The 14,644-nt window shown below is 36.8% G+C and carries 9 protein-coding genes; 6 read left to right on the forward strand and 3 right to left on the reverse strand.

Annotation, left to right across the window (positions count from 1 at the left end):
- The first annotated feature begins 18 nt into the window (after window positions 1-18).
- Window positions 19-630, forward strand: coding sequence for an NUDIX hydrolase (locus M0D58_RS06050; protein WP_282569135.1), 612 nt, complete (start codon window positions 19-21; stop codon window positions 628-630).
- On the opposite strand, the gene M0D58_RS06055 is transcribed toward M0D58_RS06050, so the two are convergent.
- Window positions 623-1,894, reverse strand: coding sequence for a UDP-N-acetylmuramoyl-tripeptide--D-alanyl-D-alanine ligase (locus M0D58_RS06055; protein WP_248394280.1), 1,272 nt, complete (start codon window positions 1,892-1,894; stop codon window positions 623-625). The two genes, M0D58_RS06050 and M0D58_RS06055, sit on opposite strands and share 8 nt — an antisense overlap.
- Window positions 1,895-1,957: 63 nt before the next feature.
- Window positions 1,958-3,553, reverse strand: coding sequence for a gliding motility lipoprotein GldJ (gene gldJ / locus M0D58_RS06060; protein WP_248394281.1), 1,596 nt, complete (start codon window positions 3,551-3,553; stop codon window positions 1,958-1,960).
- A gap of 164 nt (window positions 3,554-3,717) precedes the next feature.
- Between gldJ and porU the strand changes: the two genes are divergently transcribed.
- The 3 genes from porU (at window position 3,718) to M0D58_RS06075 (ending at window position 11,749) form a co-directional block, all read left to right on the forward strand.
- A complete protein-coding gene (porU, locus tag M0D58_RS06065; RefSeq protein WP_248394283.1) occupies window positions 3,718-7,614 on the forward strand; it encodes a type IX secretion system sortase PorU in 3,897 nt (1,298 codons plus the stop codon).
- Between the two features lie 60 nt (window positions 7,615-7,674).
- Complete coding sequence (gene porV, locus M0D58_RS06070; protein WP_248394285.1) at window positions 7,675-8,838, forward strand: type IX secretion system outer membrane channel protein PorV; 1,164 nt, start codon at window positions 7,675-7,677, stop codon at window positions 8,836-8,838.
- A gap of 628 nt (window positions 8,839-9,466) precedes the next feature.
- A complete protein-coding gene (locus M0D58_RS06075) occupies window positions 9,467-11,749 on the forward strand; it encodes an FUSC family protein (RefSeq protein ID WP_248394287.1) in 2,283 nt (760 codons plus the stop codon).
- Here the strand turns inward: M0D58_RS06075 and M0D58_RS06080 are convergent.
- The gene (locus M0D58_RS06080) at window positions 11,730-12,344 is read right to left on the reverse strand and encodes a 4'-phosphopantetheinyl transferase family protein (RefSeq protein WP_248394289.1); all 615 of its coding nucleotides are present in this window, start codon (window positions 12,342-12,344) and stop codon (window positions 11,730-11,732) included. The two genes, M0D58_RS06075 and M0D58_RS06080, sit on opposite strands and share 20 nt — an antisense overlap.
- Before the next feature lie 179 nt (window positions 12,345-12,523).
- Here M0D58_RS06080 and ahcY point away from each other — a divergent pair, with 179 nt between their 5' ends.
- Window positions 12,524-13,837: an adenosylhomocysteinase gene (gene ahcY / locus M0D58_RS06085; protein WP_248394291.1), complete on the forward strand. Its 1,314-nt coding sequence runs from the start codon at window positions 12,524-12,526 to the stop codon at window positions 13,835-13,837.
- A gap of 204 nt (window positions 13,838-14,041) precedes the next feature.
- A complete protein-coding gene (gene yiaA / locus M0D58_RS06090) occupies window positions 14,042-14,434 on the forward strand; it encodes an inner membrane protein YiaA (protein ID WP_248394293.1) in 393 nt (130 codons plus the stop codon).
- Window positions 14,435-14,644: the final 210 nt, after the last annotated feature.

The raw sequence follows: 14,644 nt of genomic DNA on the forward strand, positions 1-14,644 counted from the left end.
CTTAATTCTTACAAATATATGTATAAAGTTTTTGTGAACGAAAAAAAATTACTGTTGTCTAAGCAATCTGAAAACTTAGAAAAAACGCTTGGATACGAAAACGTCACAAGCCTGGAGATCGCTCTTGATCTTCTTGAAAATACATCTGTAAAGGAATTAAACGTTTTCGGGGAAAATATCGATGAGATCTGGTCAGAATTTCAGAAACTTTTCAGGATAATAGAAGCTGCAGGCGGTATTGTGAGTAATCCTGAAGGAGATATCCTTTTTATCAAAAGACTTGGAAAATGGGATCTGCCGAAGGGAAAAATGGAAAAGGGAGAATCCCGTGAAGAATCTGCGGTAAGGGAAATTGAAGAAGAAACAGGATTGCAGAATGTGGAACTGCTAAGCTTCATCAACACTACTTATCATATTTATATTGAAAGAAACGGTGATAAAGTACTGAAATGCACGCATTGGTTTGAAATGAACTTTGATGGTGAAGATACTTCAAAACCTCAGATTGAAGAAGGCATTACTGAAGTTGCCTGGAAAAATACCCTCCAGATCGAAGAAGAAGTTTTCCCAAGCACATTTAAAAATATCAGACTTATTATCAGAGAATTTTGGAATACAAAGATTAAATAAACTCTATTGCTTTTTCCAGAGCGATACCTCTTGAGCCTTTCAGTAAAATATTTTTCGAGGTAATTATATTCTTTTTCAGGTATTCCGTTAAAGATGATGTTTCTTCAAAACTTAATGGCGAATGATTGACCGTTCTGAAAATTTTGCCTACCGTGATGATTTCATCAAATCCCAGATCCTGGGCAAGTTTCAAAATTGCCAGATGTTCTCTTTCACTTTCGTCTCCCAGCTCAAGCATATCCCCTATGATGATTGTTTTTGAGCCTTCGAAAGTAATAAAGTTTTTAAGGGAAGCAGCCATCGAACTCGGATTAGCATTATAAGTATCTAAAACCAGAGTTTTATTTCCTTTTTCAACAACCTGAGAACGCATATTGGTAGGAGTATAATTTTCAATAGCATGAATGACTTTATCAAAGTCAATTCCAAAATAAAGCCCCAGACTTGCCGCTGCACATAAATTGGTAAAATTATATTCCCCCGTAAGTTTTGAAACAGCTTTTTGGTTTTTATATATTAAACCTACAAAATTCTGTTCTGAAACCAATTCAAACTGATAATCCGATTCTGCATTTCCGAATGTAATTTTTCCTGAATACTCTTTTGTTTTCTCAACCTGGATGGGATCATTATCATTCACAAGAATTGTTTTGCAGTTATTTTTAAGATAGTCGTATAGTTCAGATTTCCCTTTAATTACACCCTCAACTCCTCCGAATCCTTCCAGATGTGCCTTCCCGAAATTGGTAATATACCCGAAATCAGGCATTGAGATTGTACATAAAAAATCAATCTCTTTCTGATGATTGGCTCCCATTTCTACTACCGCCATTTTATGCTCAGGTTTAATTGAAAGAATGGTTAAAGGAACGCCAATATGATTGTTTAAATTTCCACGGGTATACTGCACGTTGAATTTTTCGGAAAGTACGGCATGGATAATTTCTTTTGTTGTGGTCTTCCCATTGCTTCCCGTTAACCCGATTACAGGAATCTGAAGTTTTTTTCTATGGTATCTTGCAAGCTCCTGTAAAAACTCTAAGGTTGAAGGAACATAAAAGATATTCTTTTCAGGGTTTTCGTAATCCTGCCGCTCTACAATAACAGCCAATGCCCCTTTGTTGACGGCCTCTTCGGCTAATGTGGCTGCATTGAAATTTTCTCCCGAAAAGGCAAAGAAAATATCATTTTTTTCAATTTTTCTGCTGTCGATTACAACATGTGCAGCTTTTAAAAACAAAGGATAAAACTGTTCTGTATTCATGGTTCAAAAATAAAAAACCTTCCAGAATTCCGGAAGGTTTTTTGAAAATTATTTTGATAAATATTATCTTCTTGTTCTACTCTTATCGTTTGCTCTTGCATCCTGAGCAACACGGAATCCAATCCATCCGTATGCTTTGTTTTGATCTTTATATCTTCTTTGTCCCGGATCCAACCAGTATGCTGTATCCTGCCAAGAACCACCTTTTACAACTCTGACATCATTTGAAACTCCAGAAGTTCTTTCTTTTCTGTCTTTCTGTAATACTACTCTACCGTTCCCATCTACAATAAATCTTGATTTAGGAGAGTTGTACATATCGTATGTTGAAGCAGAATCAGAAGCATTTCTGTAGTCTAAAGAAGACATTCTGTCGCCATCTCTGTAGTTTCTGTAATCAGCAATCGTTTCTCTTTCAAAATGACCCGGAAGGTTTTTGTAAACCAATCTTCCGTCTGCCAAAGTATCATACTTGATGCTGTTTTCATCTACCATCTTGTAAGTACCGTCTCCGTTTCTTACAATAGCCTGAGGCATATTTCCTCTGTAATAGTTGAAGTCGCTGAAGTCTTCGTCAATAATTGGTCTGTATACATCTGCTGTCCATTCTGCAACGTTTCCGTACATACCATAGATCCCTAAATCATTGGAAGGGAATTGTCTAACATCAGAAGTCTGTGCAGAGCCGTCGTTTTTCCAACCTGCGATACCGGAGTAATCACCAGCACCCATTTTGAAGTTTTCAAGGAACATACCTCTTTCTCTTCCTTTGGTACCTCTTAGTTTTTCAATCTGAGGTGTTTTACCCATGTATTGGTTATACTCTCTGTTTTTAGCCATTCCCAAAGCTGCATATTCCCATTCTACTTCTGTAGGAAGTCTGAATTTTGTTACCATCGCAGCGTTCGGAGCTCTGTTGGCAGCAAGCAATCTTTGGTTTGTTGTTTTCAAACCTGTTTTCTGCTGCATTCTTTTTTCGTTGATATAGCCCTGCATTTCAGGATCATTCGATTTGAATTTATCCATATTGAATGCAGTTCCGCCTTGGTTATTAGATTCGTTGATATACAAATCTTTTGCGATAATACCTGCCTGCATCAAAGCTTTTTCATTAGCTCTGTCTGACAACCATTCACAATATCTGTTTGCCTGAGTCCAAGATACTCCCACTACAGGATAGTAATCAAACTCCGGAGAACGGAAATACGTCTCGTTGTAATCATTTCTAGATAATTTGTTGTCCCACAATAAGGTATCCGGCAAAGCACCGTTGTAGATTTCCTTAAAGCTTGGATCGCTTGGAGGGAATACATACTTCAACCATGTAAGGTATTCGCGGTATTCGTAGTTAGTAATTTCAGTTTCCCCGATAAAGAAGGAACTTACCTGCATTCTGCGCGGTGAGTTATTCCAATCGTGCATAACATCATCTTTCACTAATCCCATTGTAAAAGTTCCACCTTCTACATATACCATTCCCGGCCAACCCTTTTGTTTTTGTTGCTTTCCTGCAAAAAACCAACCTTGTTTCTCGTTTGGTTTCCAACCTGTTTTGCTGACAAATTTTTTAGTACCGCCGCCATTATTAGATCCTCCGCAACTGGTTAATGCAAGTGTAGAACTTAATGCTATTAATGAAAACAACTTTAGTTTTTTCATAGTCGATATAAATATTTTCAAAGTACAAAGAAAAAATAAATTATTCAATAAATCAAGTAAAGAGTTGATTTTTTTGAAAAACGTTAACAAATTAATTTTATTGTATCACAATTTAATTATAAAATTTTCATTTATTTTGTAATTCAGAAATTTCAACAATAAACATGAAACAAAAAATTTCGCTTTTATTTTTATTAGGCTTCGTATCAACATTCTGGGCTCAGAGAATCTCCATAGAATGGGATGGCTCTAAAATCCGGGATTATGGTGATACCAAACTCAATCTTCCCAATTTTAAAAATCAGGGATTTTCATTCAGCCAAAATAACATTTTTATAACAACCAGACAACAGGTTGGTGAAAAGCAGTTAAAAGTTTCCAATCCTGTATGGGAAAATATCCCTGCAAAAGATTTATATGAGATAAGCAAAGATCTTCTTCCTGATTATGAAATTAAAGACGTTGCCTATTATAATTCTGAAGGAGAGCGTTATGCAAATATTAACGTAGCATTATTTAAAAGAGAAAAAGGACAGGTAAAACGTTTGTCTTCATTTGAAATTTCAGAAACAAGTGCCTCAAACAGCCTCGGAAACACTTTAAAAGTAGGAACCACTACCAACCCTTTATCAACCGGAAATTTTTATAAGATTAAGGTTGACAAATCCGGGATTTTTAAAATTACAAAACAGTTTCTGCAGGACAACGGCATCAATCCGTCTTCTGTAAATCCTAAAAACTTCAGAATCTACGGAAACGGAGGCATCATGCTTCCCGAATTTAATCAGAATGTGAAATACAGTGCGCTTCAGGAAAATGCCATCCAGGTTGTGGGAGAAGATGATGGTGTGTGGCATGATAGTGATTATGCATTGTTCTATGCACAAGGACCGGATGGGTATAATCTTTACAATACTTCCAACGGAAACGGATTTAAAAGAACAGATACCAGAAGTGACAGAAGTGAGAATGTGAAAAACATTTATGAAGATTATTCTTATTATTATATCAATTTTGATAAAGGTCCGGGAAAAAGGGTTCAGAATGTAGACGTTAACCTTCCTGCTACTCCACTTATTACAAGATTTGATAATTATCAGGTAGTAAATAAAGACCAGAAAAATCTGATGAAAGTAGGGAGATTATGGGTTGAAGACACTCCGTTTACAACCGATAAAGCAGTAACTTTTACTACAGCCTCAGCCATTCAGGGTGGTGATGAGATACGATACAGAGTGCAGGTAATCGGATATAAATCACAGCAAAACAGCATATCATTTGATATTAATACGCAAAATCCTTTAAACACGGTTATCCCATCTGCAAACTCCGGAGGAACCAATGAGTTTTTCCCATTGAGATATTCCGGGCTAATAACAGGACTGAGCGGAAATCAGATCACATTTAACCTAAAACCGAACATTACGGTAAATCCCAACGGAAATTTTTATGTAGATTATCTTGAAGTACAATATAAGGATAACCTTAGCTTCAACGGTACACAAATGAATTTCAGGGATTTCTCTTTGGTAAGCGGCAGCAATACCACTTATGGTTTCAGCTTATCCAATGCCTCTTCTGCAGAACAGATATGGGACGTTACAGACATCACCAATGCCAACAGAAGAGTGAATAAAGCAGCAGGAAATACAACATTTAATTTTGCTTATACTGCGGCAGACCAAAATTTTAATAATGAATTTGTAGCTTTTAAAGCAGATGCTGCCTATTCTCCACAATTTGTAGGACGTATCAATAACCAGAATCTTTCTGCACTTCAGAATATAGATTATCTGATCATTACCGTTCCGGAAATGATGGGACAGGCGCAGAGACTTGCTAATTATCATCAGACCAAAAACAATTATAATGTACAGATTGTTGATACGGACAAAATATATAATGAATTCGGGAGTGGAAGCAGAGATCTTACGGCAATCAGGGACTTTGTAACAAAGCTGAACACGCCTTTAGGAACCTTAAAATATGTATTTATTTTAGGAGACACTTCATATGATTTTAAAAACAGAGTCTCCAATAATTCCAATGTTGTGACAAGTTATCAAAGTGAAGAATCTTCCGATGTGATAAGATCTTTCGTTACAGATGATTATATTGTAATGACGAAGCCACAAACAACCGAATTTATTACCAACAGTCTGCCAGATCTCCCTGTTGGAAGACTTCCTGCTGCTAATGTGACGGAGGCTGCCAATATGATGGATAAAACCCTGGCTTATTACAACAATTTATCAGGACAGTCTACTCCATTCGGAGAATGGAAAATGAAGCTCGACTTTATCGTAGATGATGATAATGACGGCGGAACACCTTTCCATACCGTTATGAATAATTCTTTGGCCACGGTTTTTGAGCAGCCAACGCAGGTACTCAAAGAATACAATGTAAGGAAATTATATCTTGATGCTTTTCAGGCACAGAGTACCGCAGGAGGACAAAGATATCCTCAGGTAAACCAGGCTATCTCAAATGACATAGGAAACAGTCTGTATATGTTCTATTTCGGACATGGAGGAATCAACGGATGGGCACAGGAAAGAGTTTTAACCTTATCTGAAATTCAGAATGCCAACAATTTTTCTAATGTGTACAGCAGATTTCCTTTTGTCTCAACCATTACCTGTGAGTTTACGCTTTGGGATGAGCCTGATACCTCTTCGGCAGGTGAACAGTTCCTTAAAATGAAACAGGGCGGTCCTGCCGCTATGATTACTTCAAGCCGTGCCATTGATGTAGGATACGGAGTGGATTTTACCAATCTGTACACCCAGAATATTTTTAAACTGAATAATGATGATTTTCAGACACTCGGAATTGCACACCTGAATGCCAAAAAGCAAAAAGGTTCAGCAACAGACCACCTGAAAGTTAATTTTCTGGGAGATCCTGCGATGAAACTGAGCAGACCACAACGATTACTTGTCATTGATAATATTGACACTCCGGTTCCGGGACTTATCAGAGGTTTGGATTTTGTTAAAGTAACAGGACACATCAATAATCCGAACGGAACGATTAATACAACTTTCAACGGACGTGTGGTCATTAATATTTTTGACAAAAGATTAAATAAAACCACATTGAATAACGACGGCGGCCTAACCCCTGTTTTACAATATACAGAAGAAGGAAGTGCTATTGTAAAAGCTTCGGGAACTGCCGTAAACGGAGTATTCACGGTAGAATTTTATGTACCTAAAGATATTAACTATGCTGTGGGACAAGGAAGAATTCTTGGGTATGCAGATAATAAAGCAAGCGATGTATTCAATAATCAGGCAGTACAGGTAGGAGATATCAATCCAAACGGGATTAATGACAATGAGCCGCCGAAAGTGAAACTTTATATGAATAACACCAACTTTGCCGATGGTGGTATTACAGATCAAAACCCAATGCTGCTTGCATGTATTACGGATGACAAGGGAATTAATTCTACAGGGTCTGGTATCGGTCACGATATTACTGTATATTTGGACGGCCAAATTATCAATACCGTTGTATTAAATGATTTTTTTGCTTCCGGCGAAGGAAACGGATGCCTCAATCCAAGTCTGGCAGACTATCAGAAAGGGAATGTTACCTATCCTTTCAGGAATCTTTCCACAGGGCAGCATCAATTGACATTTAAAGTTTGGGATATAAACAATAATTCTACAACTGCAACGTTAAATTTTGAAGTTAAGGATGAAGCAGACCAGCATCTGGTGATTAACAGACCGTTAAACTGGCCGAATCCTTTTACCAACAAGACATACATTCAGTTTGAACATAACTGTGATGATATGCTGGATGTAAATGTTCAGATATATACCATTACCGGAAAATTGGTAAGAACTTTATCTCAGCCGGTAGTTGCAGAACCGTTCCTACAGGGCTTTAGAACGCCGCGTCAGGCTATAGAATGGGACGGAAGAGATGATTTTGGTGCCACAGTAGCAAAAGGTACGTATATTTTTAAGATATTTGCAAAAAGTCAAAATCAAGAAAAATGCAAAGGAAGTGCTACAGCTGTAGAAAAAATGGTACTTTTGAAATAATTTTAAAACAATAACAATAATAATATCAATAAAAAACTGATAATATATAAAAGACAACATATGAATTTAACTACTAAACTGCTTTTAGGAATTGGGTTAAGTGCTGGCTTTTTAGGCTATTCTCAAGATTTAAGCCTTGTAAGACCTGTATTAACCGGAGCTCCTTTCTTAAGAATCGCGCCAGATGCAAGAGCTGGAGGTATGGGGGATCAGGGTGTCGTTACCTCTCCGGATGCTTTTTCTCAATTCTGGAATGCTGCAAAATATCCTTTCAGCAGAACAAGTTCTTCTGTGGGACTAAATTACACTCCGTACATGGGAAAACTTACCAATGATGTGTTTTTATTGTATGGAGCGTTCCATAAATTTTTAGGGCAGGAAGAGCGATCTACCATTTCAGCAAGTATTTATTACTTTAATATGGGTGAAGTGGATCTTACTCAGTTAGTAGGAAATGAAGTAACTTCATTGGGTACTTCCAAGCCAAACGAATTTTCCATTGACGTAGCGTATGGCCTTAAACTTTCAGATTCTTACTCTATGGCCGTTACCGGTAGATTCATCCGTTCAGACTTAGCCGGAGGATTTAATACGGATACAACACTAAAACCTGCAAATTCCTTTGCAGTAGACGTGTCAGGATATTATACTTCTCCAAGATTTTCAAGTTTCGGAGGTATGGATGGAAAAGTGAATGCAGGTTTCGCGGTACAGAACCTTGGACCTAAATTAGATTATACCGGAAATGAAGAATCAAGATCTTATTTGCCTACTATGGCAAGATTAGGACTTGGTTACGACATGTACCTTGATGATATGAACAGAGTGGGCATTAGTTTTGAAGGTTCTAAAATCCTGGTTCCGGGTTCAGAATTTGTAGGAACAGATCCTAACACAAGACAGCCGATCTATGAAGTTCCAAATGTTGGCGTAATGGCGGGTATCGGAAAATCCTTTAAAAATCCGAATTCTATCATGATGAGTGGAGCCTTGGAATATTCTTATGACAATGCATTTTCAGTAAGAACAGGTTATTTCCACGAAAGTGAAGAGCAGGGAGCAAGACAATTTGCTACTGCAGGTATCGGATTAAAATACCGTTCTTTCGGTCTTGATATTTCCTACCTTATCAATATGTCGAAAATTAATACTGCATTGGACAACACCCTGCGTTTCGGACTTACCTGGAACATCGGTGAAGAAACATCAAATGTAGATTATTAAGAAATACCATATATCAAACAAAAGTCTCATATTTTTATGGGACTTTTTTATTTTCAGAAGCTTTTGACTTCGTCGAATTTGGTAATTTATTATTTTTTAAGGAGCAATTGATTACATCGAAAAGCACACACTTCTCATTGGAAGCTTTTTGACTTCGTCGAATTGTAATTAATATTTTCAAGGAGCAATTTGATTACATCGAAAAGCAATATATATTTTATTGGAAGCTTTTTCCCGCTCTCCGCACTCGCTATTTTATGTTTCGGATTGCGGCGGCTTCGCCGCCGCAATCCGAAACATAAAATGAGCTCAAACAATTGCTGCGATCGGGGCTATATTGCAGGACTGGTGACTTCGAGATCCTCAATCACCATTGAAAATTCAGACTTTCTTAGTCAGCAATGAGCATTAAAATGTTGAAGCTGTAAATTCTATAGGTTTTTCATAGGTTTACACTTCTTAAAAATTTATTAGATGGTTTAAAATTTGCTGATGAATTTCTCAATATAAAAGAACAGTCATTATACCTATTAATATCTGAGCCGTATGATGAATAAGATCTAAAAAAATTCATATTTACCTTACCAACTAAAACCTGCAATTCACATTTAACTCTTATTTTTGTAGTATGAACTATTCTGCGGAACTCAAAAAATTTGTTACCAGTCAATATGTATATTCTGCCATCAGGATTACGCTGGCTACTGTGCTTCCGTGTCTTGTTCTCGCCCATTTCGGCATTCTTAAAGAATACTTTCTCTTCCCTTTAGGAACAAGCTTTGTAGCACTTACAGATCAGCCGGGCCCTTTTATAAGAAGAAGAAACGCCTTAACATTTGCCATCATTTGCTTTGTATTTGTAGCATTGATAGCAAGTCTTGTGATGAATATCAAAATTCTGGTTTTTGCAGAAATTATAGTTTTCGGAATATTCTTTTCACTTATTGGCGTATACGGACAGAGACTTGCGGCAGTCGGTTCATTATCACTGGTTGTTCTTGCCATCTTTATTGACGGACATTTAACCGGTGCCAACATTCTTAAAAGCCTTTTGATTTTTGCATCAGGATGCATCTGGTTTTTACTGATTTTTTTAATTGTAACAACCATTCAGCCGTATAAGCTGGCCAGCCAGATGATCGGGGAAAATTATCTTCAGCTGGCAGAATTTTTAAAAATCAAGGCCAATTATTATCAGAAAAACCCGGATTTCGATAAACTGACAACACAGGTTATTGCCAAGCAGATTGAAATAAAAAATCTTCAGGAAGAAACCCGTGAAACCGTTTTTAAAACAAGAACTATTGTTAACGAATCTACTACGACGAGTCGGCTGTTAATGCTGATGTTCCTCAATTCCATGGATCTTCATGAAAAGCTGATGACTTCGGAAAGTAACTATCAGAAATTGCAGCAAAGTTTCGAAGACACTACGATTTTAGTAAAGATTCATGATTACCTCAACCTTCTTTCCGAGGAGATTACCAATATAGGGATATCGCTTCAGATTGGCACGAGGGCAAGACCTATTTCCAATCTTGAAGAAGAATTAAAATATCTGAATAATGACTATTTCGAACTGAGAAACAAGCGGATCTCCCCTGAAAACTTTGAAAACTTCATGGTTCTCAGACAGATCCTGATGCGCATTAATGAAATTACCAAAGAAATCAATGAAATTTATAAAGTTTTTTCCCAGAACGTTAAACTGGCCAAGAGTCTTTCTACAGGATTAGACCTCAAAAAGTTTATGCCTAATGAGGAAAAACTCAATATTAAAGTTTTAAAAAATAATATTTCATTCTCTTCATCTCATTTCAGACATGCCCTCAGGATTACGATTGCTTTGTTGATCGGATATCTGTTTTCTCTCTTTCAGCTATTAGGAATCGGGCATACCTACTGGATTTTGATTACTATTGTGGCAATTTTAAAACCGGCCTACTCTATTACCAAGAAAAGAAACCTGCTGAGATTGTACGGTACTATTGCCGGCGCAGTGATTGCTTATGCCATTCTGCATTATATCCAGGTGAACGAATTTCTTTTTGCCATTCTTTTAATGAGCATGATTATGTGCTTCAGCTTCCTGAAAGGTAAGTATTTCTGGGCTGTTTTATTTATGACGATTTATGTGTTCCTGAGCTTCAACTTCCTGAGCCCGGGCAATGTTAATATTATTTTCAGGGACAGGATTGTTGACACCATTGTTGCAGCGGTCATTACTTCACTAGTTGCTTATGTCGTACTTCCGGTATGGGAACATACCCAGAATCTGGATTTAATGAAAAAATCCGCAGAATGTAATCTGATTTATTTCCAAAGCGTAATTTCAAAATTCCTTGAAGAAGGTTTTGATATTCAGGATTATAAAGTAAAACGAAAAAATGCGATTATTTCGCTCGCCAATCTCTCTGATAATTTCCAGAGAATGATTTCCGAACCCAAAAACCAGCAGAAAAAACTGGAAGTTGTCCATCAGTTTGTTGCGACTTCCCATCTTATCACAGCCTACACAGCCTCCCTTTCTCAATATGTAAAGGATGATGAAAAATATCCTGAAATCGATGCCGAAGGATGGAGCCGTAAAATTGAAGCGGAAATGCAGAAAGTCTGCAACCTTTTAAACGGCGATACAATAACGGAAATCCTGAAGATGGAGAGTAGAATCGAACCGGAAGATTCTTCTCTTGATGATCTTATTATGAAAAGAAAAACACAGCTCATAGAAAATGAAACCTATGATCTGAGGGATCCTGATAAGATTTCGCATCTTACAGAGCTTAAAAATATTCATGATATTCTTGAACTGATTTTTGATGTTGCCAAAGAACAGCGAAAAGTAATTGAGAAATATAAGAATGAGACTGAAAATAAAGAAACGCGTAAGATTATTCCTCAACAATCGTAAAGCAATATTCATCGAAAAATTCTACTCTGGCCTTCAACTCATCAGACATTGTATCATCATGCACTCTGCATTTGATATTATGGAGATGCTTCAGTTCAAAAGGTTTTACTTCATAATGCTTTTTTAGTGACCAGTGCTTGGAATGATGGATTTTATACATGCTTTCCTTTACGCTCCAGATAATGGTATAAAACGTTACTTCATTATCAAAAGGAATAAACCCTCTTTCATTTTCATAGGTGAATTTATCAATTACCCTGAGAATTTTAGGATTGAATTTCTCAATATCAATTCCTATTTTATTTTTGGAAATGGCTATAGCTGCAAACGGAAAAGAATGGGTAATGGAGATTTCAGCATCCTTCGGAGAAAGAAACGGTTCTCTTTCCTTATATAAAATTTTAGAGTTGGGTTTAAGGCCTTTCAGGAGTTTTCGGACCATTAAAACTTCTAGCAGTTTTTTGGGATGATAGTCTTTTACTTTCTCTGCATTTTCAGGTTCCAGAAGTTTATGAATATCAAGATCCTCTGTTTCATCATATTTCCATACGAGAATTGTAGCATTATCATCAGAAAAGTCGCGGTAAAGTGGCATTGATTAATTTATTCGTGTAAAATTAATGAAAATTTCTACGCTGAAATACCCTATAATGAATTTCAAAACAAATATGATATTTAGCACTTATTTCAAGTTCGGAAGATGCCGTTTTTATATATTAATTATTAGTTGTAATTTTGCATATTATTATTGAATTAAAACTTATTCATTTACATATGAGTACTACAACACAATATCTTCCTTACAAAGTTAAGGATATCTCCCTGGCAGAATGGGGAAGAAAAGAAATAAATCTTGCAGAAGCTGAAATGCCCGGTCTTATGGCAATCCGTGAAGAATACGGACCCTCTCAGCCGCTAAAAGGAGCAAGAATTGCAGGATGTCTTCACATGACCATCCAGACCGCTGTGCTTATTGAGACACTGGTTGCTTTAGGAGCTGAAGTTACCTGGTCTTCTTGTAATATTTTTTCTACTCAGGATCACGCTGCTGCGGCTATCGCTGCTGCCGGAATTCCTGTATATGCATGGAAAGGTATGAATGCAGAAGAATTCGACTGGTGTATTGAGCAGACTATATTCTTCGGCGAAGACAGAAAGCCATTGAATATGATCCTTGATGACGGTGGAGATTTAACAAATATGGTTTTTGATAAATATCCTGAATTAACCAAAGAAATCAAAGGTCTTTCCGAAGAAACCACAACAGGTGTTCACAGACTTTACGAGAGAATGAAGAACGGAACATTAGTAATGCCTGCGATCAACGTAAATGATTCTGTAACGAAATCTAAATTTGACAACAAATACGGATGTAAAGAATCTGCAGTAGATGCTGTAAGAAGAGCTACAGATATTATGCTGGCTGGTAAGAGAGTTGTAGTTTGCGGATACGGAGACGTTGGAAAAGGTACTGCCGCATCTTTCAGAGGAGCAGGATCTATCGTTACTGTAACTGAAATCGACCCGATCTGTGCGCTTCAGGCTGCAATGGACGGATATGAAGTTAAAAGACTGGATACGGTAGTGGATAACGCAGATATCGTAATCACTACTACAGGTAACTTTAACATTGTAAGAAAAGAACATTTCTTAAAATTAAAGGATAAAGCAATCGTTTGTAACATCGGCCACTTCGATAACGAAATCGATATGGCTTGGCTGAACGAAAACTATGGTCACACAAAATCTGAAGTAAAACCACAGGTGGATATTTATACCATTGAAGGTAAAGAAGTAATCATTCTTGCGGAAGGAAGACTTGTAAATCTAGGATGTGCTACAGGACACCCAAGCTTTGTAATGTCCAATTCTTTCTCAAACCAGACACTGGCTCAGATCGAGCTTTGGAACAATTCTGCAGCATACAAAAATGAAGTATACATGCTTCCAAAACATCTTGATGAAAAAGTAGCCGCCCTTCACCTTAAGAAATTAAGTGTTGAGCTTGAAACTCTTTCCCAGGAACAGGCTGATTATATCGGGGTAAATGTTGAAGGACCTTTCAAACCGGAATATTACAGATATTAATAAGCTCATCGCTTTTAGATATAAAACTCTCCTTTTCAGGAGAGTTTTTTGTTTCAGCGGCGGCTTCGCCGCCGCTGAAACAAAAAACTCTATAAGTCAGACCGTTCTTCTTTTTATCATTTTAAACAATAAAATTTCAGAAATTAAGTTATGGTTTGCATTAAATTTAAATTAATATCTTTAGCCTTCTATTAAAACATTAACATGAAAAAACAAAAAGTATCGACTGCATTTGTAGCAGCGTCGTGGATCGCCTTGGGAGCAGGAATGATCGGATTTATTACGGGGCTTGTCAGAGCAGAAATGGAACTTAATGAGAAAGGATATTATTTCACCATTCTTTTGTACGGATTATTTGCTGTAGTTTCTTTACAGAAAGCTGTTAGAGACCGATTGGAAAACATCAGGGTGACAGATCTTTATTACGGCATTTGCTGGTTTGCCACCCTTTCTTCGCTTGTTTTACTGGCTATCGGACTTTGGAACGCTACCATTCTTCCGAGTGAAAAAGGATTTTATGCATTTGCATTTTTATTGGCGCTGTTCGGTGCCATTGCCGTACAAAAAAATACACGGGACAATATGATAGAAGATTAATCAGATTAATCAGTTTAACCATTCAATCATACAATGCTCATCAAATTTGATGAGCATTTTTATTTTACAGTATTTAATTCACAAATTAAAGATATTTATAGAAAAACACTATATTTGCTTTTAATAAGAAATATTCAATAATAACACATTAATTTTAAAAATAAATCAACAATATTTATCCAAATATTTAGATTAATAAAATTATACTTC

It is taken from the genome of Chryseobacterium nepalense, assembly GCF_023195755.1.
Taxonomy (GTDB): domain Bacteria; phylum Bacteroidota; class Bacteroidia; order Flavobacteriales; family Weeksellaceae; genus Chryseobacterium; species Chryseobacterium nepalense.